At 37.6% G+C, this 25,503-nt stretch carries 27 protein-coding genes; 25 read left to right on the top strand and 2 right to left on the bottom strand.

Going from position 1 to position 25,503, the window contains the following annotated elements; genetic code table 11:
- Window positions 1-443: 443 nt before the first annotated feature.
- Complete coding sequence (locus tag ACTQ5J_RS11015) at window positions 444-896, bottom strand: GNAT family N-acetyltransferase (RefSeq protein WP_441752954.1); 453 nt, start codon at window positions 894-896, stop codon at window positions 444-446.
- Window positions 897-988: 92 nt separating this feature from the next.
- Here ACTQ5J_RS11015 and ACTQ5J_RS11010 point away from each other — a divergent pair, with 92 nt between their 5' ends.
- The 3 genes from ACTQ5J_RS11010 to ACTQ5J_RS11000 all read left to right on the top strand — a co-directional run bounded on the left by ACTQ5J_RS11010 (window position 989) and on the right by ACTQ5J_RS11000 (window position 4,780).
- Entirely contained in the window at window positions 989-2,050 is a 1,062-nt protein-coding gene (locus ACTQ5J_RS11010) for a M42 family metallopeptidase (protein WP_441752952.1), read from the top strand.
- 346 nt (window positions 2,051-2,396) lie between these two features.
- A complete protein-coding gene (locus ACTQ5J_RS11005; protein WP_441752951.1) occupies window positions 2,397-3,095 on the top strand; it encodes a DivIVA domain-containing protein in 699 nt (232 codons plus the stop codon).
- Window positions 3,096-3,193: 98 nt separating this feature from the next.
- Window positions 3,194-4,780 carry a peptide chain release factor 3 gene (locus ACTQ5J_RS11000; protein WP_441752949.1) on the top strand — a complete coding sequence of 529 codons (1,587 nt, stop codon included), beginning with the start codon at window positions 3,194-3,196 and terminating at the stop codon, window positions 4,778-4,780.
- A gap of 134 nt (window positions 4,781-4,914) precedes the next feature.
- Here the strand turns inward: ACTQ5J_RS11000 and ACTQ5J_RS10995 are convergent, their stop codons facing one another.
- On the bottom strand, window positions 4,915-5,190 hold the full coding sequence (locus tag ACTQ5J_RS10995) for a DUF1827 family protein (RefSeq protein WP_441752959.1): 276 nt from the start codon (window positions 5,188-5,190) through the stop codon (window positions 4,915-4,917).
- Window positions 5,191-5,479: 289 nt separating this feature from the next.
- Here ACTQ5J_RS10995 and ACTQ5J_RS10990 point away from each other — a divergent pair, with 289 nt between their 5' ends.
- The 22 genes from ACTQ5J_RS10990 to eno all read left to right on the top strand — a co-directional run bounded on the left by ACTQ5J_RS10990 (window position 5,480) and on the right by eno (window position 25,371).
- Window positions 5,480-5,746 (top strand): phosphocarrier protein HPr, encoded by a 267-nt coding sequence (locus tag ACTQ5J_RS10990; RefSeq protein WP_153833336.1) that lies wholly within the window; start codon window positions 5,480-5,482, stop codon window positions 5,744-5,746.
- Window positions 5,746-7,485 carry a phosphoenolpyruvate--protein phosphotransferase gene (gene ptsP, locus ACTQ5J_RS10985; RefSeq protein ID WP_441752947.1) on the top strand — a complete coding sequence of 580 codons (1,740 nt, stop codon included), beginning with the start codon at window positions 5,746-5,748 and terminating at the stop codon, window positions 7,483-7,485. Before ACTQ5J_RS10990 ends, ptsP begins: the two co-directional genes overlap by 1 nt.
- Window positions 7,486-7,698: 213 nt before the next feature.
- A complete protein-coding gene (locus ACTQ5J_RS10980) occupies window positions 7,699-8,919 on the top strand; it encodes a glycosyltransferase (protein WP_441752945.1) in 1,221 nt (406 codons plus the stop codon).
- On the top strand, window positions 8,912-9,781 hold the full coding sequence (locus ACTQ5J_RS10975; RefSeq protein WP_441752943.1) for an NAD(P)-dependent oxidoreductase: 870 nt from the start codon (window positions 8,912-8,914) through the stop codon (window positions 9,779-9,781). The genes ACTQ5J_RS10980 and ACTQ5J_RS10975 overlap by 8 nt, the downstream gene beginning before the upstream one ends.
- A gap of 196 nt (window positions 9,782-9,977) precedes the next feature.
- Window positions 9,978-10,205, top strand: a complete 228-nt coding sequence (locus ACTQ5J_RS10970; protein WP_441752941.1) for a YkuJ family protein — start codon at window positions 9,978-9,980, stop codon at window positions 10,203-10,205.
- A gap of 233 nt (window positions 10,206-10,438) precedes the next feature.
- Window positions 10,439-10,963 (top strand): YqeG family HAD IIIA-type phosphatase, encoded by a 525-nt coding sequence (locus ACTQ5J_RS10965; protein ID WP_441752939.1) that lies wholly within the window; start codon window positions 10,439-10,441, stop codon window positions 10,961-10,963.
- A complete protein-coding gene (gene yqeH / locus ACTQ5J_RS10960) occupies window positions 10,956-12,071 on the top strand; it encodes a ribosome biogenesis GTPase YqeH (RefSeq protein ID WP_441752937.1) in 1,116 nt (371 codons plus the stop codon). Before ACTQ5J_RS10965 ends, yqeH begins: the two co-directional genes overlap by 8 nt.
- A 17-nt stretch (window positions 12,072-12,088) precedes the next feature.
- A complete protein-coding gene (gene yhbY, locus ACTQ5J_RS10955; protein WP_441752935.1) occupies window positions 12,089-12,406 on the top strand; it encodes a ribosome assembly RNA-binding protein YhbY in 318 nt (105 codons plus the stop codon).
- A gap of 13 nt (window positions 12,407-12,419) precedes the next feature.
- Window positions 12,420-13,094, top strand: a complete 675-nt coding sequence (locus tag ACTQ5J_RS10950; RefSeq protein WP_441752934.1) for a nicotinate-nucleotide adenylyltransferase — start codon at window positions 12,420-12,422, stop codon at window positions 13,092-13,094.
- 15 nt (window positions 13,095-13,109) lie between these two features.
- Window positions 13,110-13,715: a bis(5'-nucleosyl)-tetraphosphatase (symmetrical) YqeK gene (gene yqeK, locus ACTQ5J_RS10945; RefSeq protein ID WP_441752932.1), complete on the top strand. Its 606-nt coding sequence runs from the start codon at window positions 13,110-13,112 to the stop codon at window positions 13,713-13,715.
- 11 nt (window positions 13,716-13,726) lie between these two features.
- A complete protein-coding gene (gene rsfS, locus ACTQ5J_RS10940; protein ID WP_441752930.1) occupies window positions 13,727-14,092 on the top strand; it encodes a ribosome silencing factor in 366 nt (121 codons plus the stop codon).
- On the top strand, window positions 14,089-14,838 hold the full coding sequence (locus tag ACTQ5J_RS10935) for a class I SAM-dependent DNA methyltransferase (protein ID WP_441752929.1): 750 nt from the start codon (window positions 14,089-14,091) through the stop codon (window positions 14,836-14,838). Before rsfS ends, ACTQ5J_RS10935 begins: the two co-directional genes overlap by 4 nt.
- 30 nt (window positions 14,839-14,868) lie before the next feature.
- Complete coding sequence (locus ACTQ5J_RS10930) at window positions 14,869-16,092, top strand: tRNA(Met) cytidine acetate ligase (RefSeq protein ID WP_441752928.1); 1,224 nt, start codon at window positions 14,869-14,871, stop codon at window positions 16,090-16,092.
- A 102-nt stretch (window positions 16,093-16,194) separates the two neighbouring features.
- A complete protein-coding gene (locus tag ACTQ5J_RS10925) occupies window positions 16,195-16,740 on the top strand; it encodes a YceD family protein (RefSeq protein WP_441752926.1) in 546 nt (181 codons plus the stop codon).
- Between the two features lie 43 nt (window positions 16,741-16,783).
- Window positions 16,784-16,963: a 50S ribosomal protein L32 gene (rpmF, locus tag ACTQ5J_RS10920; protein WP_441752924.1), complete on the top strand. Its 180-nt coding sequence runs from the start codon at window positions 16,784-16,786 to the stop codon at window positions 16,961-16,963.
- 360 nt (window positions 16,964-17,323) lie between these two features.
- A complete protein-coding gene (clpP, locus tag ACTQ5J_RS10915) occupies window positions 17,324-17,917 on the top strand; it encodes an ATP-dependent Clp endopeptidase proteolytic subunit ClpP (RefSeq protein ID WP_441752922.1) in 594 nt (197 codons plus the stop codon).
- A gap of 338 nt (window positions 17,918-18,255) precedes the next feature.
- Window positions 18,256-19,296, top strand: a complete 1,041-nt coding sequence (locus tag ACTQ5J_RS10910) for a sugar-binding transcriptional regulator (RefSeq protein ID WP_441752920.1) — start codon at window positions 18,256-18,258, stop codon at window positions 19,294-19,296.
- Between the two features lie 30 nt (window positions 19,297-19,326).
- Window positions 19,327-20,328 (top strand): type I glyceraldehyde-3-phosphate dehydrogenase, encoded by a 1,002-nt coding sequence (gap, locus tag ACTQ5J_RS10905; protein WP_441752919.1) that lies wholly within the window; start codon window positions 19,327-19,329, stop codon window positions 20,326-20,328.
- A 110-nt stretch (window positions 20,329-20,438) separates the two neighbouring features.
- On the top strand, window positions 20,439-21,629 hold the full coding sequence (locus ACTQ5J_RS10900) for a phosphoglycerate kinase (protein WP_441752917.1): 1,191 nt from the start codon (window positions 20,439-20,441) through the stop codon (window positions 21,627-21,629).
- A gap of 22 nt (window positions 21,630-21,651) precedes the next feature.
- Window positions 21,652-22,410 (top strand): triose-phosphate isomerase, encoded by a 759-nt coding sequence (gene tpiA, locus ACTQ5J_RS10895; protein WP_441752916.1) that lies wholly within the window; start codon window positions 21,652-21,654, stop codon window positions 22,408-22,410.
- The gene (gene gpmI, locus ACTQ5J_RS10890) at window positions 22,410-23,939 is read left to right on the top strand and encodes a 2,3-bisphosphoglycerate-independent phosphoglycerate mutase (protein ID WP_441752915.1); all 1,530 of its coding nucleotides are present in this window, start codon (window positions 22,410-22,412) and stop codon (window positions 23,937-23,939) included. The genes tpiA and gpmI overlap by 1 nt, the downstream gene beginning before the upstream one ends.
- A gap of 130 nt (window positions 23,940-24,069) precedes the next feature.
- Entirely contained in the window at window positions 24,070-25,371 is a 1,302-nt protein-coding gene (eno, locus tag ACTQ5J_RS10885) for a phosphopyruvate hydratase (RefSeq protein ID WP_441752913.1), read from the top strand.
- The last annotated feature ends 132 nt before the right edge of the window (window positions 25,372-25,503 follow it).

Here is a 25,503-nt window from a genome sequence, read left to right as displayed (position 1 = left end):
ACAATTAAAAGGTAATTTAATGGAAATTGGCTTAAATTAGCCCCGAAAATTAAACTTTCCATTTAATAATACACGCTCTAGGTTAACTTTCGACTCTAATTGTTCCACTCGTGATTTGAGTGGTCACATTAAAAATCTAACGTGCCCACTCAGAAAATGAGTGGGACAATTAAAAGGGAATAGCTTGAATCTATCGAGTGTTGCTTATAAAACTTTAGTGAAAATGACTGGGGCTGCCAATCGATTGTTTGAGTTTCAAGGCGCCATTGGCTGTCTGTCTAAGTTGTCGAAGTAATGGCAGCTTGGTGGAATCTTTTTACAAAGACGTAAAAGCACAAAAAAGTAGACAGCATCTAAACGCGCTGTCTACTTATAAACCTTTTCTATAAATTGGTTACAAATAAGTGCCTTAATTAGAAGCAAGCTTCTAATTAAGCGAAAGTTTAAATTTCTTTGGCTAATTGTTTTTCCATATCATGATGCGGTATGTTGGCATCTAGGTAGCCTTCTTCATTTGTCACTTCATAGCCATTTTTTTCGTAAAAAGGGATGACTTGATCTTGAGCTGAGAGAATTAATCCTTCAGCAGACCGAGTTCGGGCCCATTCTTCGATTGCTTTCATTAAGTAATGACCAATATGTTGCCCTCGAACAGATTGTTTTACGGCGACTCTTTGTACTTTTAAACGCTGATCATCGTAAGGGAAATAAACACGTGCTGTTGCGACGGGTTGCTCGTCCATGTAAGCTACAATATGCCAGCGTTGATCATCTTCACCATCAATCTCTAAGGAAACGTCAACCCCTTGTTCAATCACAAATACTTGTTGACGGATTGATAAAGCGTCTCGAAACATGGGAGATTGAGTTCCCTCAAACCATTCAAAATTTAACATTTGAAACTCCTCTCGTAAATCAGTATGATGAAACTATCTTACATTTTCTAATGTTTAATGTAAATATTTATCTGAAAGAAGGAATTTAATTAATGACTACTTATCAACTTACAAAAGAATCTAAAGCGCGCTTAGAACGTATCGCTGATTTAACAGGTACTCCCTCACCAACTGGCTTTACACAGGCCATTATGGAGAAAATATCCTCCCAACTTGCTCAACATTCAGTTGAGCACTCAATAACACCTAAGGGTGGACTGTTAGTCAGCTTAGATGGAACTAATAATCAAGCACATAGATTCATAACGGCTCACGTGGATACTCTAGGAGCAATGGTTCGCGCAGTTAAAGCAGATGGTCGTTTGAAGATTGATTTAATTGGTGGCTTTAGCTACAACTCAATCGATGGCAATTACTGTCAGGTACACGCAAGTCGTACGAATAAGACTTTCGATGGAACGATTTTAATGCATCAGACAAGTGTCCATGTTTACAAGGAAGCTCGTAACGGCGAACGTAACCAAGACAATATGGAAATTCGCTTAGATCATGAAGTGAATAGTCCAGAAGAGGTTGCAGCCTTAGGGATTGCAGTGGGAGATTTCATAAGCTTTAACCCCAATATTGAAATTACTGAAACAGGTTATATTAAGTCTCGTCATTTGGATGATAAAGTGAGTGTAGCATTGTTATTAGAACTGATTGAAAAAGTTAAAGCTGGCGAAGTGACATTGGCACACACGACTCATTTTTACATTTCGAACAATGAAGAGATTGGTTATGGTGGCAACTCTAACATTGCTGATGAGGTGATCGAGTACTTAGCCGTCGATATGGGTGCGATAGGAGACGATCAAACATCAGATGAATACACAGTATCTATTTGTGCCAAAGATGGTTCAGGTCCTTATAACTTACAGTTAAGAAACCATTTGGTTGATTTATGTGAGAAACATGCAATTGCTCACCAAGTAGATATTTATCCGTACTATAGTAGTGATGCTTCAGCAGCGATGAAAGCTGGAGTGGATGTACGTCATGGTTTAATTGGTGCTGGGATTGATGCAAGCCATGCTTATGAGAGAACTCATGCTAAATCAGTGGACGCGACTTACAACTTAATTCTCGTCTATTTAGAGTCACCAATGGTTTAACTAATCACAATATAAAAGATTTCTAAGTGATGTGACCCCCGTAAGTTAGAGTTGAAATTCTAACTTTGCGGGGGTTATTCTTATTAGATTAAATGGGAGGTCGCCAGTTTTTTTAAGACCATCTTTTGTTGAAAGCGGGTGTCGTAGTTTTTAAATTATCTGAAGATGAAGGATAGTGTGTTTATTATGTCTCGAATAGGCGACTAGTCTGTTTAAAGATTAGAGAAACAATTAGATATTTGAAAAAAAATAATGCTATATCTGACATTATTTGATATGATTAAAGAATAAGACTAGCGTTGTGGTTGTATATACAAAGAATAGCGTGATTAGAGAAGGTGGATTTATGGCTGAAATCGGAGAAATATCATTAAGTCTTCTTGGCTACAATAGGGGACAAGTGTTGAATTTGGTAGAGGAAAAAGAAGCTCGTATCAAAGCACTTGAAAGCCAAGTAAGTGAATTCCAAAGCAAAATGGAAAGCTTTGAAAAGAAGATTACTTACTATGAAGAGATTGAACAAGCCTTGAAAGATGGCGTTGTAGACGCTCGTTTGACAGGCAATAGCATCATTGAGACGGCAAGCAATGAAGCAAATAAAGTAAAAGAACGTACGACAGAACAAATACTACAATTTAAAGAAGAATTTGCGTATAATAGTCGTGAGTTAGTTGGTAACGGAAGTAACTTAAAAGATCAATTGAAACAGATGAAGGGTGAAATGCTAGATATTCTTTCAAGCTATCAAGAGATGCTTAAGAAAACTGACTTTGATGCCATTTATCCTGAAAGCCAAATTGAACGTTTGCTTTTACAAGTAGATGCTTACGAAGAAGATGGTTATTTCAGTGAAGTGACAATTGATACTGAAAAACGTCAAGCGACACAAGAGAATAATTTAAGTGAGCGAGAAAAACGTGAATTAGAAAAATTAATTCAAGACGTTATCGCCAATGAAAAACAAACAGAAGTTGAATTTGATTTAGATGATTTAGATTTAAATAATAAATTAGTAAATTTTAAACGCGTTAAAGGCGGCAATTAAACGGTGAAGGTAAGTGAGAGCGAACAATACCAGTTAAGGTGTTGTTCGACTTTTTTGAGTAGAGAAGATTTTATAGAGAGTGAGTTAGGTGAACTAAAATGAGTATACAACTAGACAAAGCGGTAAAAAAACGCCGTACTTTTGCGATTATCTCTCACCCGGATGCGGGTAAAACGACGATTACTGAACAGTTATTACTATTCAGTGGGGCGATTCGTGAAGCAGGGACAGTAAAGGCAAAAGGCAAGAAATCCAATAAATTTGCTAAATCAGACTGGATGGAAATTGAAAAACAACGTGGGATTTCTGTAACAAGTTCAGTCATGCAAGTAGACTATGATGGTTACCAAGTAAACATTCTAGATACGCCAGGGCATGAGGATTTCTCAGAAGATACATATCGTACATTAATGGCGGTTGATGCTGCTGTTATGGTGATCGATTCTGGTAAAGGGATCGAGCCACAAACAAAGAAATTGTTTGAAGTATGTAGTATGCGTGGAATTCCAATCTTCACATTTATTAACAAGTTAGACCGTGATGGTCGCGAGCCGTTAGAGTTGGTATCGGAATTGGAAGATGTCTTAGGCATCCAGGCTTATCCAATGAACTGGCCAATGGGAATGGGGAAAAGTTTACTTGGTTTATATGATTTATATAATAAACGGGTTGAATTACGCCATACGGATGAAGAGGATGAAACAGAAGTTTTCGTACCTCTAGATGAAAATGGTGAAGCAGTGGGGGAACATTCTTTTAAAGAATCTTCTATTTATACACAAGGTTTGGAAGATGCTACTTTACTACATGAAGCTGGAAATGAGTTTGACCGTGAAGCGATTGCTGCTGGTAAATTAACACCTGTTTTCTTTGGTTCGGCTCTAACAGGCTTTGGTGTTCAAACATTTTTCGATGCTTTCGTTGATCTAGCGCCTGCACCTGCTGAAACAGAAGCGATGGATGACGTTGTGGTTGAACCGGATGAAAAACGTTTCACTGGCTTCGTCTTTAAAATTCAAGCGAATATGAACCCGGCTCACCGTGATCGAATTGCTTTCGTTCGTATTTGTTCAGGTGTGTTTGAAAAAGGGATGAACGTAACATTGAAACGTACAGGGAAATCCATTCGTATGGCTCATACGACTCAATTTATGGCGGATTCACGTGAAGAAGTTCAATCGGCAATTGCTGGTGATATTATTGGACTTTATGATACGGGTAACTTACAAATTGGCGATACTATTTATTCAGGCAATCAAGCCGTTCAATTTAAACCTTTACCACAATTTACGCCAGAGCTATTTATGCGTGTGACACCTAAGAATGTTATGAAACAGAAATCATTCCATAAAGGGATAGAACAATTGGTTCAAGAAGGTGCCATTCAGCTTTATAAAACTTATCATACGGAAGAGTATATTGCTGGAGCGGTTGGACAATTACAGTTTGAAGTGTTCCAATATCGTCTACTGCATGAATATAATGCAGAGATTGTCATGACGCCAATGGGTTCAAAAATAGCACGTTGGATTGATCCTAAAGATTTAAATCCAAAGATGTCTTCAAGTCGTAACCTATTAACGCGTGACCGTTTTGGCAATCCCGTCTTCTTATTCGAGAATACTTTTGCTGAAAATTGGTTCAAAGATAAGTATCCAGAGATTGAATTAAAACAACTATTATAATCATTAACCAAAGATAATAAAATACCAGCCAGGCTCGATCTATTGATCAAGTCTGGCTGGTATTTTTATAGCGTGATAAGAAGCAAAAAAATTAAGTTGTAAAGAAATAACTAGAGCCTGACTCAGGCTATTGATTATCGAATAATTTTTTCGATTTGAACAAAGTTGTGTCCTTTTAAGACTTCTAAATTATGACGATTTTCTTGATCTAATAATTTTGCAATAGCAAAATTAACCTCTTGGTCTCGGACTGTTCGTGACCTGTTTAGAACAATGACATTCTTGTGAGTATTTGCTTCAGTATAAATGACAGTTGTTGAGCCTAATGAATAAACTTTGACGTTAAATGCGTCTGTGTTTTCTAACTGTTTTGATACAAGTTCGAAATGATTATTCGTTACATCGATCATTTTCAATTGCAACGCCCCCTTAATGTAACTATATTATACTCTTTTGCAAGAAAAATAACAGGTTAAAGCGATGAATTTACTTCGAAAATGAAATTAATTGTCATTTAGCCCTTTTATTTCTTGTAAAATTGTCTTATACTGTTTGAGTCAACAATGTAATGATCATAAATGATGTTTATTGTTGTTAGATGCCTAAAAAAATGGTATTCTAGTCATTGAAAGGGTTTCACTCATGTGTAAAACCAAGTGAAGAACCCCTCAAAAAAAATTATCTAAAGGAGTTTTTAATATGGAGAAAAAAGACTTTCACGTAATTGCAGAGACAGGGATTCACGCACGCCCAGCTACTTTATTAGTTCAAACAGCGAGCAAATTCTCGTCAGATTTAAACTTAGAGTACAAAGGTAAGTCAGTTAACTTAAAATCTATTATGGGTGTAATGTCATTAGGCGTTGGTCAAGGTGCAGATGTTACTATTACAGCAGAAGGTGCAGATGAAGCAGCAGCAATTGAAGCTGTAGCTGAAACAATGAAGAACGAAGGATTATCAGAATAATGGTCAAACGATTAACTGGTATTGCAGCAAGTGATGGTGTAGCTATTGCACCCGTTTACTTACTTACTGAACCAGATTTGAGTTTTGAAACAGTTACGATTGATGATTCAGAAGCGGAAATTACACGTTTTGAGCAAGCGATTGCTCAAACGATTACAGAAATTACAGCTATTCGAGATATCGCCAAAGAATCATTAGGCGAAGAAGAAGCTCAAGTTTTTGAAGCTCATTTATTAGTTGTGGCTGATCCAGAATTTACAGATCAGGTTAAAGGTCAGATTGAATCAGACAAGGTAAATGCCGAAACTGCATTAAAAAATGTCTCTGATATGTTTATCCAAATTTTTGCATCAATGGAAGATAATCCATATATGCAAGAACGTGCAGCGGATATTAAAGATGTTTCAGAACGTATGCTTGCAGCCTTATTAGGTGTGAAGTTACCGAGTCCAGCAACAATCAACGAAGAAGTAATCGTGATTGCACACGATTTAACTCCAAGTGATACTGCACAATTAAACAAAAAGTATGTAAAGGCTTTTGTAACAAATATTGGTGGTAGAACGTCACATTCGGCAATTATGGCTCGTTCATTAGAAATTCCTGCAATTGTTGGTTCGCAATCAATTACAACTACTGTAAAAGATGGCGATGTGATTATTGTTGATGCATTAGAAGGAGAGGTTATTCTTAACCCGACTGAAGATGAAATCAAGCAATATGAAGAAAAACTTGCAGCTTATGATGGTCAAAAAGCGGAGTGGGCTAAACTTGTGGAGTCTGAATCAGTAACAAAAGACGGAAAACATATTGAATTAGCAGCAAACATTGGTACGCCAAAAGATGTTGTAGGTGTGTTAGAAAACGGTGCGGATGGCGTTGGTCTATACCGTACAGAATTCTTATACATGGATTCAGCTGATTTCCCAACTGAAGACGAACAATACGAAGCTTATAAAACAGTTCTTGAGTCAATGGATGGTAAAGGTGTTGTCGTTCGTACGATGGACATAGGTGGGGATAAAGAATTACCTTACTTAGATTTACCAGAAGAAATGAACCCATTCTTAGGATACCGTGCGATTCGTGTTTCATTAGATCAAACAGATATGTTTAAAACGCAATTACGCGCTTTATTACGTGCTTCTGTTCATGGTGATTTACGTATCATGTTCCCAATGATTGCTACTTTGCAAGAATTCCGTTCAGCTAAGAAGATTTACGATGAGATGAAAGCAGAATTAATTTCCGAAGGTGTTGTAGTTTCTGAAACAATTCAAGTCGGTATCATGGTAGAGATTCCTGCAGCAGCAGTTTTAGCTAAACAATTCGCTAAAGAAGTTGATTTCTTTAGTATCGGAACAAATGACCTTATCCAATATACAATGGCTGCAGACAGAATGAACGAACGCGTTTCATACTTATACCAACCTTACAACCCTTCAATCTTAACATTGATAAAAAATGTTATTGATGCATCTCATGCAGAAGGTAAATGGACTGGTATGTGTGGTGAAATGGCAGGCGATCAAATGGCTGTTCCATTATTATTAGGTATGGGCTTAGATGAGTTCTCGATGAGTGCAACAAGTATTCTACAAACGAGAAGCTTGATTAGCAAACTTGATTCACAAGCAATGGAAGCTTTAGCTGATAAAGCAATCAATGAATGTGGAACAGCTGAAGAAGTGGTGGCTTTAGTTGAAGAAGCAGTACGCAAAGCAACTGAAGAAGCGTAATTTATTCAGTCATCATTAATATTTAACATCAAACTCCAGGTCTCGTACCTGGAGTTTTTGCATTATATAGAGAAAAAGAGTACTTTAGGATGAGGGGAAAGACTTTTATTTTAAAGAAAAATTGCCTATAATATAAGCAGTGTGTTAAAGTTTTAAGAATGATGTAAGCCATATAAAAGATGATTATACGGATTAGAATGAGATGGTGAAGAAATGAATATAGGATTTTTTACTGATACATACTTTCCACAAGTGAGCGGTGTATCAACTTCGGTAAAATTATTGCGTGATGAACTTGTCAGGCAAGGACATAATGTAATTATATTTACAACGACCGATCCAGCTGCGAAACCAGAAATTGGGGTCGTTAGACTGCCTAGTATCCCTTTTGTAAATTACGATGATCGCCGCATTGCCTACAGTGGGTTTGATCGTTGCTTAAAAATAGCTAGACAAAACGATATTGAAATAGTACATACTCATACAGAGTTCAGTTTAGGTATGGCAGGCAAATATGTGGCGAGTCGAATGAAAATTCCAAATGTCCATACTTACCATACTATGTACGAAAATTATACGCATTATATTTTACAAGGGAATTTGATTCATGCAAGTCATGTCCGTTACTTATCGAAGTTATATTGTAATCAGACAAACGGCATTGTGACGCCAAGTAAGATTACTCACGATAAATTACGTGATTATGGTATTTCTGAAAAAATTGAAATTATTCCAACAGGCGTTAAAATGCCACGTTATTTAGCACAAAACAGGGTGGATGTACGTAATGAGTTGAATCTGCAAGAATCTGATGTGGTGTTATTGTCACTTTCGCGTGTTTCAAAAGAAAAGAAAATTGATGAAGTGGTTGCTGCTTATCCAAAGATAAAAGAAAAAATTCCGAATGCTCGTTTGGTTATTGCAGGTGATGGTCCGATTCTAGAAGATTTAAAAGAATTGAATCAAGAAAAACAACTGGATATCGTCTTTGTTGGTGGCGTTGATCACGATCAAGTTGATCGCTATTATCAAATGGCTGATTTGTATATTAATGCGAGTGATTCTGAATCACAAGGCTTAACATACCTAGAAGCCTTCGCAAACCGATTGCCGATCATCGCTCGTCGTAATTCATATTTAGAATCAATAATGCCTAATCAAAATTTTGGTGCGCTCTTTGACGATGAACAAGATTTATCTGAAGTCACCTTAGAGTTCCTATCTAAAAAAGTATCAGATGAGATTCAACAAATTGATCAAAGTCAGTTGATCGAATTATCATCAGAATATTTCGGTGAACGTGTGTCAAAGTACTATCAAGAGGTGATTGATGAATTTACATCATCAACTGATTCAAAGAAATTTGATAAACTATATACTAAAGTGAAAGACACAATTCGAGAAATAATGGTAGGAGGAATCATTAATGACTAAAGTAGGTTTTGTTGGTTTAGGTGTAATGGGAAATAGTATGGCTAAACATTTATTAGCTGCTGGACATGAATTATTTGTTTACAACAGGACTCAAGCTAAGGCAGACGAGTTAGTTAGCTTAGGCGCTAAACGGTGTTCAACACCTAAAGAAGTCGCCCATGCAGCTGATGTTGTGATGACAATAGTTGGCTATCCACAAGATGTAGAAGAAGTCTACTTCTCTCAAGAGGGGTTATTTGCAGGCGTTCATTCCAATAGTTTATTTATTGATTTGACAACGAGTACGCCTTCCTTAGCAATAAAAATTGCTGAAACTGCCTCTCGACACGGCATAAAAAGTCTAGATGCTCCAGTTTCTGGTGGGGATTTGGGGGCACGTGAAGCGCGTCTAACAACGATGGTTGGAGGAGATAAAGCGACATTTGATGAAGTGAAACCTTTATTAGATGTTTTTTCAGCTAAAGTGACATTACAAGGAAGTGCAGGAGCAGGCCAACATACAAAAATGGCTAATCAAATCATGATTGCGGGCACAATGACGGGTATGATTGAATTGTTAGTTTATGCCAAAACGGCTGGTTTAGATCTTGAAACTGTTTTAGATACTGTTGGTGGTGGGGCTGCTGCCAATTGGTCACTTGCCAACTATGCGCCTAGAATTTTGAAAGGTGATTATACGCCTGGATTTTTTGCGAAACACTTTTTAAAAGATTTAAAAATTGCTTTAGATGAAGCAGAAAAGATGGAAATTTCTTTACCAGGTGCCGAATTAGCTGCTAAATTATATCAAAAACTGTGCGATGAAGGCTATGGTGATGAGGGAACTCAAGCATTAATAAAATTATGGGAGAAATTTGCTTAGTTTTCTTGCAATTTCAAATGAATTTGATAGGATAAGACTATATTAAAAGTATGCTTATTAATTTTTGAAATGAGCTTGTTAATACTATAGTCCAATGACTGTTTGGCTGTCATATTTTTTTCGACAAAGCATCAAACAGCTTGTTGATTCATGAGACGCTAAGGGCTGTATACTTGAATATAGAGAGGGAAATTAGATGAAACCATCTGTTTTAACTGGAATTATCCAAAGACTAGAAGCAATGACAAACACTGATAATGAAACGGAAGTAAGACGTTTCGAATTAGAAGGCGTTGAAAAATGTCAGGTTGCTTATATTACTGAAAGCGACGCATTTGAAATGACGGAGAGTGCAACAGGCACTGTCTTTAGATTTGATGATATTGATTTGGTAGCAATTGAAATCTTTGATTTACTAGGTTAATAGTCAGAATATCACGTTGGACTTCTTCATCTGAGGAAGTCTTTTTTATTGGGGTTTTATCAGTAGCCTTTGATTTACCCGAAGCTTTTCATTGTTTTATTAAAATTAGTCTAAGATGCTTTTTTGCTCAGCAACAAACGCGTCAAGGCAGGATGGAATATGGTATAATAGCAATGCGCAAGAATTGAGTGAAAATCTAGTTAAAGAATGATGCAGTAATTAAAGGAGATATAATGAAGCGTTTTATTACACCTACCTGGACCATTAATTCAATATATTCGATTAAAGGTCTAGATTTATTGACACGAGGATACCATGCAGTGATTGTTGATTTAGATAATACATTAATTGCCTGGAACGAATGGGAACATACACATGACATGGCAGAGTGGATTAAAGACTTGCGAGAAGCAGGGGTTAAAGTTTACTTACTGTCTAATAATAATCACAATCGAGTAGCGAAAGTCGCTGAACCCTTAGAAGTACCTTTCACAGCGGGTGCTTTGAAGCCATTCAAAAAGAACTTCAAACTGGCAGTCGACAATCTAGTGACACCCAACGATAAAATTGTCGTGATTGGAGATCAAGTGATGACAGATGTCATTGGAGCGAATCGTTTCGGTTTAGATGTGATTCTTGTTAAACCAATTGCACAAAATGATAATATTTATACTTGGATTAACAGAAATTTAGAAAAAATAGCGTTAAAAATAGTGGGAATTGATCGCAAAGGAAATTGGGGGGACCAACTTGACTAAAGAAGAATACCAATGTATTGGCTGTGGTGCAGTCATACAAACTGAAGAAGCAAATGAAGCGGGTTATTTACCAGAATCAGCATTAGCGAAAGGCTTAGAGCGTGATAATTTCTATTGTCAACGATGCTTTAGATTACGTCACTATAATGAATTACAAGACTTAACAATTAACGATGATGTTTTTCTTGAAAAATTAAGCGAAATATCAAACGATGATGAAGCCTTAGTGGTTAATGTTGTCGATATTTTCGATGTTGAAGGAAGTTTAATTAATGGTTTAACACGTTTCGTAGGTAATCAACCAATTGTGGTTGTGGCGAATAAATCCGATTTACTACCCAAAGTAACGAAAGAAAACCGTGTGAAACACTGGTTGAAACAAGTACTTCATCAGAATGGTTTAAGAACAGAAGAGGTTTTTCTAATTAGTGCCACTAAAAAGAATACGTTAGAACCGTTGATTGAGTTAATCAAAAAAGAAGTTCAAACCCAAAACATTTACATTGTAGGTGTGACCAACGTAGGTAAATCTACTTTGATTAATCAATTGATAGCCTATTTTGGTGGTGAAAAAGAAATTATTACAACGTCGAATCATCCAGGGACAACATTGGATATGATCCAAATTCCTTTAACTGATAAGCATTCGATTGTTGATACACCTGGGATAGTTCACCGCACTCAGTTGGCTCACTATTTAAATCGTGAAGAAATCAAACAATTGTTACCATCGAAGCCTTTAAAACCGATGACTTTCCAATTGAACTCAGATCAAACAATTTTTATTGGCGCAGCCGCACGAGTTGATTTTACACGTGGAAAAAGAGCAGCCTTTACCTATTATGTGTCACAAGATGCTAAATTACACCGCACAAAAACAAGCGGCGCAGCGGAGTTTTATGAAAAACATCGTGGTGAACTATTAAGCCCACCCTATAAAGAATCTCTAGAAAACTTTCCAGAGTTAGTTTCAAGAACCATTCAATTAAAACCAGATCAAGATGTTGCGATTTCTGGTTTAGGTTGGTTTACAGTAAATGAACCAGCAGAAGTGGTGGTCTGGACCCCTAAAGGTGTGGGACTATCGATTCGCGACGCAATTATTTAAATTTAAAGGAGTTATTTATGGAAAAATTATCTAAAACACAAGTAAAATACTTACGTAAAATTTCACATTCACATAAACCAATTTTCCAATTAGGGAAATTAGGCTTAACAGATGTATTCATTAAACAAGTAGATGAAGCAATTGAAAAACGTGAATTAATTAAATTTAATATTTTGCAGAATAGTTCTGAAACAATTGAGGAAGCTGCAGCACAAATCGCTGAAGCAATCGATGCGTATGTTATTCAGACAGTTGGAAACACAGCGATTTTATATCGTGAATCAAGTAAAGAGAAATTTCAAAAGATTAGTTTAGACGTATCGAATATTGCATAAGGAGCCGATGTAAATGACAGTCGAAACAGTGGGCAGAAGTTTTCTTTCGTTAGATGAAGCCTTAGATAGCTTTAGCTTTACACAAGAAGCCGTTCAACCGACGCCATCAGGACGTTATCGAATAGGGATATTAGGGGGGACATTTAATCCACCTCACCTTGGTCATTTGTTGATGGCAGAACAAGTAGGCAATCAGCTAGAACTTGATGAAGTTTGGTTTATGCCAACAGCGAAGCCGCCTCATGCACCAGGAAAAGAAACGATCGCTTCACAGCATCGTTTACAAATGGTGCAAAAAGCGATTGCCGGTAATCCATTATTTAGATTACAGCCTTATGAAGTCAATCGTGGTGGGAAAAATTATACTGTCGACACGATGCGTCATTTCGTTTCTGAATTTCCGGAGTCTGATTTTTATTTTATCATTGGCCAAGATAGTGCACGTGATTTATATACTTGGCGCAATATTGATGAGCTCGTTCAACTCGTTCAGTTAGTAGGCGTTAGGCGTCCTGGAGAATTACCTTACAATAGCGCTTATCCAGTGTTATGGGTAGATTCACCATCTGTTGATATAAGTTCGACTGAAATTCGTTTACGTGTTTATTTAGAGCAATCAATTCGTTATCAAGTTCCGCGTGAAGTGGAAGAGTATATCGAGAAACACAGACTCTATTCGAGCAAATAGAAAGAGGGCAATAATATGAGTATCATGTATTCTAATGAATTCATCAATTGTTCACGCGATGACTTACTTGGAGAGTTACGCAAACAAATTAAGCCAAGTCGTTTTGCTCACGTTTTACGTGTTGAAGAGACAGCTTTAAAAATTGCTGAGCCTTTGGGTGTAAATCTAGAAAAAGTCAGTATTGCTGCCTTGATGCATGATTTTGCAAAAGAAATGGATGATCAAGCGATGTTTCATTTGGCCTTTGCTTATTGGCCCAATGAAGCGTTAAAAACAGCAACGGGTGATATCTGGCATGGTCCTGCAGCAGCGCAAATTTGTCGAACTGACTTCAACTGTCAGGATGAATCGATTTTAAAGGCTATTGCTGGACATACGACTGGTTGGTTTGAAATGGACCAACTTGCAAAAATTATCTATATGGCTGATTACATCGAGCCAGGGCGAGATTTTAAAGGCGTTAAGAAAGCTCGTCGACTGACTGGTGAGAACCTCACAGAAGCCTGTGAGTATAAAATGATTCGTACAATAAACTATTTACTGAAGCAACGAGTAGCCATTTTCACTGGAACCATCGATATTTATAATGCTTGGGTGAGTACACAAGAGAGTTCAATTTAAAGGGAGACATTATGACAAATAAAAATTATGAAAATTTAGAAGTAATTGTAAAAGCCGCAGATGACCGTTTAGCTCAAGAAATTATGGTAATGGATGTTGCTCAATTAACACCATTAGCAGATTATTTCATGGTAATGCATGCTAAAAATGAAAAACAATTAGGCGCAATTGTTGATGCCATTGTTGAAGCAGCTGAAAAGGCAAGTATTCCAGTAAAAAGTGTCGAAGGTAAAGAGGGTGGCAAATGGATCCTAATCGATTTATATGACATTATTGTTCATGTGTTCTACTATTCAGAACGTACACATTACAATGTGGAAAAAGTTTGGAGAGATGCACCACTCGTTGATATTTCAGATTGGATTGCTGGAGAATGAGTTTTTCCGAAATAGCACATGTTTATGATCGTTTTAATGAACTTGATGCTTATGAAGCGTGGTTAGACTTTACGTTAAATTCGCTTGCTCAACAGCCAAAGCAAGTGCTCGATGTAGCTTGCGGGACCGGCTGGTTTCCGCAGTTGTTAGCGCCATTCGTCGATCATATTACTGCAATTGATATTGATGAAGCGATGCTGGATATCGCTAGGAAAGAACAACAGCCCGGAGGAAACATTGAGTTTCAAATGGCTGATATGTTGGCCTTAGATAACTTACCTACTAACTTTGACTTAGTCACTTGTTATGCGGATTCACTGTGCTTCTTAGCAGACCAACAACAGGTTGCTCAAGCTATTAGTCAAATGTATCAAAGACTATCTGACGGAGGTACTCTATTGTTTGATGTGTGGACACCTTATCAAATCAATCAAGTTTTTGACGGATTTAATTATTTTGATAGTGATGACACTGCTGCGATTATTTGGGATAGTGAATCTGAACCGAGTAGAAACCAAGTGAGTCATTATTTAAGCGTGTTTGAACAAACAGAGTCTTCTTTATACAAACGTGTAGACGTCGAATTAACAGAGCGAACCTATCCATTAGAGACTTATCTAAGTGCTATAAAAGCGGCAGGTTTTGGCGATAAAAACATCGAGGTTTTAGTTAATTTTGGAACTAGTCATTTGCATAAAAAACGTGATCGTCAAACAGATCGTTGGTTCTTCCGTTGCGTTAAATAGTGTAGACATTCTTATTTTTGAGGTGATGTATTGAAAGTTGTTGGAATTATAACTGAATATAATCCCTTCCATCATGGGCACCATTACCAGCTTCAAGCGGCTAAACAAACAAGCCAAGCGGACGTTCTCATCGTTTTGATGAGCGGCAATGTCGTTCAGCGAGGTGAATTTGCCGTCTTGGATAAATGGCAAAGGGCTCAATTAGCCGTTCATTACGGAGCAGATTTAGTTCTGGAACTACCTCTATTAGCTAGTCTTCAATCAGCGGACTATTTTGCTAAGACGGGTGTTGAACTCCTGGCGAGGCTTGGCTGTGATACGGTGGTGTTCGGAACGGAAACGGCAACGGAATGTGAACTTAAGGCTCATGTCGCTTGGCTAGAGGAGAATGAGGTGGCTTTACAAGCAGCGATTCAGACATACTTAGCACAAGGTTTTTCTTATGCTGCTGCAATGCAAATGGGCATAGATGAATTAAAGACACAAGAAACAGAAGGCGTTCCATTAGAAACGACTTTTAATCCGACGAGCCCCAATCATATGTTAGGGATTCAATATGTAAAAGCGAATCAAGCCCTAAAACAACCGATGGATATCTTAGCAATTCCACGACTCCTTTCAGCCCAGCAGGCAGAAGTATTTATTCAATTTGATAGCGAACAAGCTAAAATACACAGTGGCAGTCACATTCGTCAACTTTGGCGACAAAAGGCATTAACGACAGATAGTCTTCCGGAAGAAACTTATAAAGAATTAAATAAGGGCCATTCTGTAGGCTGGGAAGACTACTGGCTGCCATTGAAGTACCAACTAACTTGTCATCGTCCAGAGACTTTAAGGCAGGTTTTTGGCGTCAAAGAAGGCCTCGAACATTTATTGTTAAAAAACATCGATACCGCGCTTAGTTTTTCAGACTATCGCCAATCATTAATTTCGAAACGCTGGACGCAATCATCTATTCAAAGAGTCTTGCTAGCCGTACTTTTAGATATTCAAACTGAAGAGTGGGAAAACTACCGCTCAAACATTGAAAAGCGACCTTTATTACGTATTCTTGCTTATCGACCAGCAGGCAGAATCTTGCTGAAACGTTTAAAGAAACATAGTAAAATAGAGTTATTTAGTAACTATGTCCAAAAGTATCAAAAACGGTATGATTTGATGCTAAGAGCAGACCGGATAGTCGCGATAAATCCTCGCGTAAAGGTAGCTGAACAAAACTATAGTCGCTATCCAATACAAGGTGAAAACTAGCCATTTTAATAGTGATATAAAAGTTTAAATAAATTAAAGTGAAAGATTGACAACACTAGTGAAGTTAAGTATAATTTAGTTTGTCGTTTTAGAGGTGATATTATGAAATGGACGATTAGACAGATTCAAGAACATAAAGGCGATTTACTCAATTTTGATGTTCAATTATCGGTCTTTGATCAGGTTAAACTGAGAGATGATTCGGTTATTCATTTGGACCCCGTTCGTGTGGTAGGATATTTCGTACCCTATGATCAGGATATTGTCTTGCACTGTGAACTTACAACAGTGATAACTTTACCATCAAGCCGCAGTCTGAAACCAGTCCGAGTAGAACTATCCGTTCCTATAAGTGAACGTTACATTCTTCCCGGTCAAGCGTATAATGCTGAAGATTACGAGGAAACCGCAATCGAACTTGAATTCGATTATATCGACCTCGACGCGGCTGTCGTAGACGTGGTATTATTAAATATACCCGTGCGTGTCATTGCTCCTGATGAAGAAGAAGGCGCAATGCCGTCAGGTAATAATTGGACAGTCGTAACAGAGGAAGCATACAATGCTCAAAAAGTTGAAGAACAAGTTGAATCGGTAGATCCACGCTTTGAAGCCTTAAAAACGCTAAAACTTAAAGATGATGAATAAACGCATTATCTTGAACCCAAATTAAACCAGGAGGTGTAAGAAAATGGCAGTTCCAAAAAGAAAAACATCAAAAGCAACTAAAAGAAAACGTCGTACGCATTTTAAATTAGAAGTACCAGGCATGAACAATTGTCCTGAATGTGGTGAATTAAAATTAAGCCACCGTGTATGTTCATCATGTGGTTTCTACGATGGCAAACAAGTTGTTGAAACAGCAAAATAATTTACAGAATAAACCGGTGCCTAGTGCACGGTTTTTTTTTTACTCTTTTTTAGAAAACCAAAACATCCAACCACTAAAACTACTGTGAAAATAATGCCATATTCACGTTCCAAATAGTAACTAAGCAGTTTGAAGATATGCGAACATTAAGACTAAGTATTAAGTGAACATGGATCAAATCAGTTGAGTAAACCGATCAAAATCATGTCGCTTTGATTAGATTTAGTGTAAAGTTTATGAAGAACTAACAGGCACTTTATTTGACCTTCTTGATGGAAGAATAAAGTTGACCTTTTTTGACCTATGGTTTATACTAAAACAGTAAACTAATTAAAGGTTAGTAATTAAGGAGGAAATCGAATGAATTTAGTACCTACGGTAATAGAGCAATCGTCTCGTGGCGAACGTGCTTATGATATTTATTCACGATTATTAAAAGATCGTATTATTATGTTAAGTGGACCAATCGACGATAACGTTTCGAATAGTGTGATTGCACAATTATTATTCTTGGATGCACAAGATCCAGAAAAAGATATCTACCTATATATAAACTCTCCAGGAGGAAGCGTCACATCAGGAATGGCGATTTATGACACGATGAACTTTATCAAATCTGATGTCCAAACAATTGTGATTGGCATGGCAGCTTCAATGGGGTCATTCCTATTAGCAGCTGGTACAAAAGGTAAACGTTATGCTTTACCTAACGCTGAAGTAATGATTCACCAACCTTTAGGTGGAGCACAAGGGCAAGCAACTGAAATTGAAATTGCGGCTCGTCACATCTTAAAAACGCGTGACCGCTTAAATAAAATTATCAGTGATAATACAGGTCAACCGATCGAAGTGGTTGAAAAAGATACAGATCGCGACAATTATATGTCAGCTGAAGAAGCAAAAGCCTACGGTCTGATTGACGAAATTATGGAATCCAGTAAGAAATTAAAATAAAATCAAAGAAACTACGGTGCTTTTAAAAGCACCGTAGTTTTTTTGTTTGCGCACAAGTTTACATATTTTGACTAATCAGATACAAGAAGAGGATGAAAACAAGTGAAAGCGCATAAATAATGACAAGGAGTATTGTGAAAAATATACATGATTGGACAAAAAAAGACCATCGTAAGCGCTTGTCATTTTTGATAGAAAACTAAGCTAATTCAATCATTTTGATTGCCATAGCGTAGGATTCATGCTATTATATAGTTTGTGGGGGATTATTACGTTAATTAATAGTTAGTGTTACACTAGACTATTGGACGGAAGTTGCCCATACGAGGAGGGACACTATGGAAGACGTGTTTTCGGTTATACAAGCTATAGTGCCAGATATTCAAGAAGTACTTTCGCTTAGAATTTCGATTCTTCATGAATTAGAACAAACATCGCATCGGATTGGCAGAAAATCTTTGGCACAAAAAGTTCAAGTAACCGAGCGAGTCTTAAGGACAGCAATCGATGTATTACGTGAACAGTCACTAGTCGATGTCAATAATGCAGGAATTAAGTTAACTGCATTTGGTCGACAAAAGATTGAAAGCTATGATGTGTTAGCTAGAAAAGCCAATCGTTTATATGGCTTAGAAATAGCGTTAAAAAAACATTTGAATCTAGAACACTGTTGGGTAATTCCAGGTGATGCTGATTTAGATGAGTTTGTTTATGAAGTGATGAGTCAAGCAGTTCAAGAAGTCTTAAGTACGCATTTATCATTAGGTCGTAATGTGATCGCAGTTACCGGTGGTTCGACTCTTGCAAATATAGGAGGTTACTTCGATGAGAGTCTTTCATCAGAACGTGAATTAGTCTTCGTACCGACAAGAGGTGGCGTAGGTGGTTCGATTCATATTCAATCTAATAATGTAGGTGGCTTGATGGCACAACGTACGAATTCTACTTTTATTCCATTGTTTATTCCAGAAAAAATTACTCAAGATACATCAAAGATACTCTTGATGGATCCTTCCATCAAAAAGGCAATTGAAATGAGTCAGCAAGCAGATTGTTTGTTGCTTAGCGTCGGCGCTGCTGAAGTTATGGCAGACAGACGAGACATAACACCGCAACAGCATCAAGAAATCATTGATGGTCAAGCTGTGGGAGAAGCATTTGGCGTGTTCTATAATCGCGATGGTAAAGCAGTCATTCGACTACCACGTATGGGCATCCAATTAGAGCATCTCGATCACATCCCCTTGATAATCACTGTCGTCGGTGGTGCCTCGAAAGCAGAAGCTACAAGTGCCTTTTTCAAACTTGCCCCAACTCACGGATGGTTAATTTGTGATGAAGGCATAGCTAATCAGGTTTTAAAAGGGGAAACCCTATAAAATAAAATTCCTTAAGGAGGAAGTCAGATTATGACAGTAAAAGTTGGTATTAATGGTTTTGGACGTATTGGTCGTTTAGCATTCCGCCGTATTCAAGAGGTAGAAGGTTTAGAAGTTGTAGCAATTAATGACTTAACAGATGCAAACATGTTAGCTCACTTATTAAAATATGATACAACTCAAGGACGTTTCAACGGTGAAGTTGAAGTACTAGAAGGTGCTTTCAAAGTTAACGGTTCAGAAGTTAAAGTATTAAGCAATCCAAACCCTAATGAAATTCCTTGGGGAGACTTAGGAGTAGATATCGTTTTAGAAGCTACTGGATTCTTTACTTCAAAAGAAAAAGCTGAATTACACTTACAAGGTGGAGCAAAACGTGTTGTTATTACTGCACCAGGTGGAGACGATGTTCCAACTGTAGTTTATAACACTAACCACGAAATCTTAACAGGTGACGAAACAGTTATTTCTGGTGCTTCATGTACTACAAACTGTTTAGCTCCAATGGCAGATGCTTTAAATAAAGAATTTGGTGTTGTTGAAGGTTTAATGACAACTATTCATGCTTATACAGGTGACCAAAATACTTTAGATGCACCGCATAAAGGTGGCGACTTCCGTCGTGCTCGTGCTGCTGCAGAAAACATTATTCCTAACACTACAGGTGCTGCTAAAGCAATTGGTTTAGTAATTCCTGAATTAAAAGGTAAATTAGACGGAGCAGCTCAACGTGTTCCAGTTGCAACAGGTTCATTAACTGAACTAGTAACTGTTTTAGATAAAAAAGTTACTGTTGACGAAGTTAATGCAGCTATGAAAGCAGCAGCTAACGAATCTTATGGTTATACAGAAGACCCGATCGTTTCTTCTGATATCGTCGGTATCACTTACGGTTCATTATACGATGCAACTCAAACAAAAGTTATGACAGTTGGCGACCACCAATTAGTTAAAACTGTTGCATGGTATGACAACGAAATGTCATATACTGCTCAATTAGTACGTACTTTAGAGCACTTCGCTAAACTATAATAAAAAGAAGAGCATAGCGTTTAAACAAGCGTCTATCCAATTATTGGCGGGGAGGCAAGACGCTTCCCTGCCATTTTGCGTGTAAATTTAACTCATTAGGAGGAAAAAATATGGCTAAAAAAACAGTTAGAGATTTAGATGTTAAGGGCAAGGTTGTTCTTGTTCGTGTTGACTTTAACGTGCCAATGCAAGATGGCAAGATTACGGACGACAAACGTATTAGGGCAGCATTAGACACTGTGACCCATTTAATTCAAAACAATGCAAAAGTAGTTTTATTCTCTCACTTAGGAAAAATTAAAAGTGAAGAAGATAAAGTGAAAAATGATTTAGCACCAGTTGCTGAGCATTTAGCAGCTTTATTAAAACAAGAGGTTGCATTCTCAACTGAAACTCGCGGTGAAGCTTTAGAAGCTGCAATCGCAGATTTAGAAGAGGGCGAAGTATTATTAGTTCAGAATACTCGTTATGAAGACTTAGATGGTAAGAAAGAGTCAGGTAACGATCCAGAATTAGGTAAATACTGGGCATCACTTGGTGATGTGTTCGTTAACGATGCTTTCGGGACAACACACCGTGCTCACGCATCTAACGTTGGGATTTCTGCTAACTTAGAATCTGCCGTAGGGTTCTTAGTAGAGAAAGAATTGAAATTCTTAGGTGAAGCTGTTGATAAACCAGAACGTCCATTTGTGGCGATTTTAGGGGGAGCAAAAGTTTCAGATAAGATTAAAGTGATTGAAAACTTATTATCTAAAGCGGATAAAGTAATTATCGGTGGCGGTATGGCGTACACATTCTTGAAAGCACAAGGTAAAGAAGTTGGTGAATCGTTACTAGAATTAGATAAAGTCGATCTAGCGAAAAGATTACTAGAAGAAGCTGGCGATAAGTTAGTCTTACCAGTTGATGTAGTTGTAGCGGATGATTTTTCTAACGATGCGAACACTCAAACTGTATCAGTTGATGACATTCCTGCCGACTGGGAAGGTTTAGACTGTGGACCAGAATCTATCAAACTGTTTAACGAAGTATTGAAAGATGCTAAAACAGTTATTTGGAACGGACCAATGGGCGTATTCGAAATGGAGAAATTTGCACATGGTACAAACGGTGTTGCAGAATCTCTAAGTAACTTAAAAGACGCTATCACAATTGTTGGTGGTGGTGATTCTGCAGCTGCTGTTACACAATTAGGTTACGAAGATAAATTCACGCACATTTCAACAGGTGGTGGAGCTTCGTTAAACTACCTAGAAGGTGTTGTTCTACCAGGTGTAGACGCAATTGACGAAAAATAAACTTATTAGAGGAGATGGCTTTATGACACGCAAACCTATCATTGCCGGTAACTGGAAAATGAATAAAACTCATACTGAAGCTAGCGATTTTGTGGCTGCAGTTAAAGATCAAATCCCTTCAGCAGAACTTGTTGATTCAGTAGTTGGTGCTCCAGCTTTATTCTTAGAATCAATCAAAAAAGGTTCTGAAGGTTCAGAATTAAAAGTAGCTGCTCAAAACAGTTACTTCGAAGACGAAGGTGCCTATACTGGCGAAACTAGTCCAAAAGCTTTAGCAGCTTTAGGTGTAGAATACGTAATTATCGGACACTCAGAACGTCGCGAGTACTTCCACGAAACAGACGAAGAGATTAACAAAAAAGCGAAAGCTATCTTCCGTAATGGTATGACACCAATTATCTGTTGTGGGGAAACACTTGAGCAACGTGAAGCAGGCGAGACTAATGATTTTGTTTCTGGTCAAGTCAAAGCAGCTTTAGAAGGCTTAACTGAAGAGCAAGTTGCTCAATCAGTTATTGCTTACGAGCCAATCTGGGCTATTGGAACTGGTAAATCCTCTTCAGCAGAACTTGCTAACGAAACTTGTGGTGTTGTTCGTCAAGCTGTTGCAGAAGTAACTTCTGACGAAGTCGCTCAAAAAGTACGTATTCAATATGGTGGTTCAGTTAAACCTGAAAACATAGCTGAATATATGGCTCAAGAGCACATCGATGGAGCTTTAGTTGGTGGAGCAAGTTTAGAAGTGGATTCATTCTTAGCATTATTGGAGGCCGTTAAATAATGAGTAAAGCACCAGTAGCATTAATTATCCTTGATGGATTCGCTTGTCGTGATGAAGTTAAAGGCAATGCTGTTAAAGCAGCTAAGAAACCTAATTTCGATCGCTATTGGAATGAGTTTCCTCATAATCAATTGAGAGCTGATGGTGAATTCGTTGGTTTGCCAGAAGGGCAAATGGGGAATTCAGAAGTTGGACACATGAACATTGGTGCAGGTCGTGTGGTATATCAATCACTTACACGTATCAACATCGCAGTTCGTGACGAATCTTTTTACGAGATTCCAGAGTTAATTGAAGCAGTTGAAACCGCGAAAGAAAGTGGCAAATCACTTCACTTAATGGGCTTACTTTCAGATGGTGGCGTTCATTCTCACTATGAGCATTTATTTGCACTAGTACGTTTAGCTAAAAGACATGGTTTAACAAAAGTCTATATCCATGGCTTCTTAGATGGACGTGATGTTGCGCCGGATTCAGCTTTAGGCTATATCCGCCGAACAGAAGAAGAATTGACCGAAATTGGACTTGGAAAATTCGCGTCAATTTCTGGACGTTACTATGCAATGGACCGTGATAAGCGTTGGGAACGGGTTGAAAAGGCGTATGATGTACTTGTTAAAGGAGATGGTCCAGCCTTTTCATCTGCATTAGAAGGTGTGCAAGCATCTTATGATGAAAAAGTATTTGATGAGTTCGTACTTCCTTTCGTTGTAGAAGAAGATGGACATCCTGTAGCAACTATCGAAGATGGTGACTCTGTTGTTTTATTCAACTTCCGTCCAGACCGTGCGATTCAATTATCAACAGCATTAACCAATCCGCTTTTTGATGGCTTTAGTTCAACTAAAACACCTAAAAACTTAAACTTTACGACCTTTACTCACTATAGTGATGATGTGTTAGCAAAAGTTGTTTTCAAAAAAGTAGATTTAGTAAATACTGTAGGTGAAGTGTTATCCAAAGCTGGTAAAACTCAATTGAGAATTGCTGAAACTGAAAAATACCCTCACGTAACATTCTTTATGAGTGGTGGACGTCATCAGGAGTTCTCAGGAGAAAGCCGTATTTTGATCCCATCACCAAAAGTTGCAACTTATGATTTAAAACCAGAAATGTCAGCATACGAAGTGAAAGATGCATTAATCGACGCGATTAACGAAGACACATTAGATGCGATTATTTTAAACTTTGCTAACCCTGATATGGTTGGCCATAGTGGAATGCTTGAACCAACAATTAAAGCAATTGAAGCGGTTGATGAATGTTTAGGAGAAATTGTTGATCTAATTTTATCTAAAGGTGGTCAAGCAATTATTACAGCAGACCATGGTAACTCAGATGAAGTAACAACGCCTGAAGGTGAACCAATGACAGCTCATACGACAAATCCTGTGCCAGTTATTGTGACTAAACACGGTATTGAAGTACGCGATGGTGGTAAATTAGCTGACCTAGCACCAACATTATTAGATTTATTAAATGTTGAACAGCCTGAAGAAATGACAGGTGAAAGCTTAATTAAAGCTTAAGCTTGAAATTTTTATTACACACACGAAATACTTTGCTTTTATTAGTCAGAATGAATACAATTACTTATAGATAGTCACAGAAAGCATAGCTTTACTGCTGATTATACTTATTTCAAAGGAGAGAAATAATATGCCATTTATTACAGATGTTTATGCAAGAGAAGTCCTAGATTCACGTGGTAACCCTACAATTGAAGTTGATGTTTATACAGAAAGCGGTGCGTTTGGTCGCGGAATGGTTCCTTCAGGAGCTTCAACAGGTGAGCACGAAGCTGTTGAATTACGTGATGGTGACAAAGACCGTTATTTAGGTAAAGGTGTTACTAAAGCTGTAGATAACGTAAACAACATCATTGCAGAAGCATTATTAGGTTATGATGTATTACAACAAGCAGCGATCGATACTTTATTAATCGAATTAGATGGTACTCCTAACAAAGGTAAATTAGGTGCAAACGCAATTCTTGGCGTTTCAATTGCAGCAGCACGTGCAGCAGCTGATTACTTAAACATTCCTTTATACCAATACTTGGGCGGTTTCAACACTAAAGTATTACCAACACCAATGATGAACATCATTAACGGTGGATCTCACTCTGATGCACCAATCGCATTCCAAGAGTTCATGATCTTACCAGTTGGTGCACCAACATTTAAAGAATCAATTCGTTGGGGAACTGAAGTATTCCACGCTCTTAAAGATATTCTAAAAGGACGCGGTTTAGAAACATCAGTTGGTGACGAAGGTGGATTCGCACCTCGTTTCGAAAACACTGAAGACGGTGTTGAAACAATCTTAGAAGCTATCAAAGCAGCTGGTTTAGAGCCTGGTAAAGATGTTTACCTAGGATTTGACTGTGCAGCTTCAGAATTCTACGAAGATGGTATTTACAACTACGCTAAATTCGAAGGCGAAAACGGCGCTAAATTAGACGCTGCTGGCCAAGTAGATTACTTAGCTGAATTAGTAGAAAAGTACCCAATTATCTCTATTGAAGATGGTATGGATGAGAACGACTGGGACGGTTGGAAATTATTAACTGAACGTTTAGGCGAGAAAGTTCAATTAGTTGGTGATGATTTATTCGTAACGAATACTGAAATTTTATCTAAAGGTATCAAAAACCATATTGGTAACTCAATCTTAATTAAAGTTAACCAAATCGGTACTTTAACTGAAACTTTTGATGCAATTGAAATGGCTCAACGTGCTGGTTATACAGCAGTAATCTCTCACCGTTCTGGTGAAACAGAAGATTCAACAATTGCTGACATTGCCGTGGCAACAAACGCTGGTCAAATTAAGACTGGTTCGTTATCACGTACAGACCGTGTGGCGAAATACAACCAATTATTACGTATCGAAGACGAATTAGGCGACTTAGCAGTATACCAAGGCTTAGAAGCTTTCTACAACTTAGAAAATAAATAATTGACAGTATGATTCAATAGAAACAGGCTGTAGTTTAACCAAACGCTCTCTTTATTTTATTTTGAGAAAAATAAGATAAGGGGGCGTTTTTTGTTGATAATAGATAGTCTGATTAGATTTTTCATTTTAAAT

Origin of the sequence: Fundicoccus sp. Sow4_F4, assembly GCF_052116145.1 — a bacterium.
In the GTDB taxonomy this organism is placed as follows: Bacteria; Bacillota; Bacilli; order Lactobacillales; family Aerococcaceae; genus Fundicoccus.
The sequence above is the reverse complement of the archived record's forward strand: the minus strand, read 5'-3'. Positions and strand labels throughout refer to the sequence as shown.

What these genes read in the sequence shown, in the direction of transcription:
- ACTQ5J_RS10975 (WP_441752943.1), top strand. Translation starts at nt 8,912, where the DNA reads ATGACTAAAGTAGGTTTTGTTGGTTTAGGTGTAATGGGAAATAGTATG.
- ACTQ5J_RS10910 (WP_441752920.1), top strand. Translation starts at nt 18,256, where the DNA reads ATGGAAGACGTGTTTTCGGTTATACAAGCTATAGTGCCAGATATTCAA.
- tpiA (WP_441752916.1), top strand. Translation starts at nt 21,652, where the DNA reads ATGACACGCAAACCTATCATTGCCGGTAACTGGAAAATGAATAAAACT.
- ACTQ5J_RS11000 (WP_441752949.1), top strand. Translation starts at nt 3,194, where the DNA reads ATGAGTATACAACTAGACAAAGCGGTAAAAAAACGCCGTACTTTTGCG.
- ACTQ5J_RS10935 (WP_441752929.1), top strand. Translation starts at nt 14,089, where the DNA reads ATGAGTTTTTCCGAAATAGCACATGTTTATGATCGTTTTAATGAACTT.
- ACTQ5J_RS10925 (WP_441752926.1), top strand. Translation starts at nt 16,195, where the DNA reads ATGAAATGGACGATTAGACAGATTCAAGAACATAAAGGCGATTTACTC.
- rpmF (WP_441752924.1), top strand. Translation starts at nt 16,784, where the DNA reads ATGGCAGTTCCAAAAAGAAAAACATCAAAAGCAACTAAAAGAAAACGT.
- ACTQ5J_RS10950 (WP_441752934.1), top strand. Translation starts at nt 12,420, where the DNA reads ATGACAGTCGAAACAGTGGGCAGAAGTTTTCTTTCGTTAGATGAAGCC.
- gap (WP_441752919.1), top strand. Translation starts at nt 19,327, where the DNA reads ATGACAGTAAAAGTTGGTATTAATGGTTTTGGACGTATTGGTCGTTTA.
- ACTQ5J_RS10995 (WP_441752959.1), bottom strand. Translation starts at nt 5,190, where the DNA reads ATGATCGATGTAACGAATAATCATTTCGAACTTGTATCAAAACAGTTA.
- clpP (WP_441752922.1), top strand. Translation starts at nt 17,324, where the DNA reads ATGAATTTAGTACCTACGGTAATAGAGCAATCGTCTCGTGGCGAACGT.
- ptsP (WP_441752947.1), top strand. Translation starts at nt 5,746, where the DNA reads ATGGTCAAACGATTAACTGGTATTGCAGCAAGTGATGGTGTAGCTATT.
- rsfS (WP_441752930.1), top strand. Translation starts at nt 13,727, where the DNA reads ATGACAAATAAAAATTATGAAAATTTAGAAGTAATTGTAAAAGCCGCA.
- ACTQ5J_RS10965 (WP_441752939.1), top strand. Translation starts at nt 10,439, where the DNA reads ATGAAGCGTTTTATTACACCTACCTGGACCATTAATTCAATATATTCG.
- ACTQ5J_RS10900 (WP_441752917.1), top strand. Translation starts at nt 20,439, where the DNA reads ATGGCTAAAAAAACAGTTAGAGATTTAGATGTTAAGGGCAAGGTTGTT.
- yhbY (WP_441752935.1), top strand. Translation starts at nt 12,089, where the DNA reads ATGGAAAAATTATCTAAAACACAAGTAAAATACTTACGTAAAATTTCA.
- ACTQ5J_RS11015 (WP_441752954.1), bottom strand. Translation starts at nt 896, where the DNA reads ATGTTAAATTTTGAATGGTTTGAGGGAACTCAATCTCCCATGTTTCGA.
- ACTQ5J_RS10990 (WP_153833336.1), top strand. Translation starts at nt 5,480, where the DNA reads ATGGAGAAAAAAGACTTTCACGTAATTGCAGAGACAGGGATTCACGCA.
- yqeK (WP_441752932.1), top strand. Translation starts at nt 13,110, where the DNA reads ATGAGTATCATGTATTCTAATGAATTCATCAATTGTTCACGCGATGAC.
- ACTQ5J_RS11005 (WP_441752951.1), top strand. Translation starts at nt 2,397, where the DNA reads ATGGCTGAAATCGGAGAAATATCATTAAGTCTTCTTGGCTACAATAGG.
- ACTQ5J_RS11010 (WP_441752952.1), top strand. Translation starts at nt 989, where the DNA reads ATGACTACTTATCAACTTACAAAAGAATCTAAAGCGCGCTTAGAACGT.
- ACTQ5J_RS10980 (WP_441752945.1), top strand. Translation starts at nt 7,699, where the DNA reads ATGAATATAGGATTTTTTACTGATACATACTTTCCACAAGTGAGCGGT.
- ACTQ5J_RS10970 (WP_441752941.1), top strand. Translation starts at nt 9,978, where the DNA reads ATGAAACCATCTGTTTTAACTGGAATTATCCAAAGACTAGAAGCAATG.
- gpmI (WP_441752915.1), top strand. Translation starts at nt 22,410, where the DNA reads ATGAGTAAAGCACCAGTAGCATTAATTATCCTTGATGGATTCGCTTGT.
- eno (WP_441752913.1), top strand. Translation starts at nt 24,070, where the DNA reads ATGCCATTTATTACAGATGTTTATGCAAGAGAAGTCCTAGATTCACGT.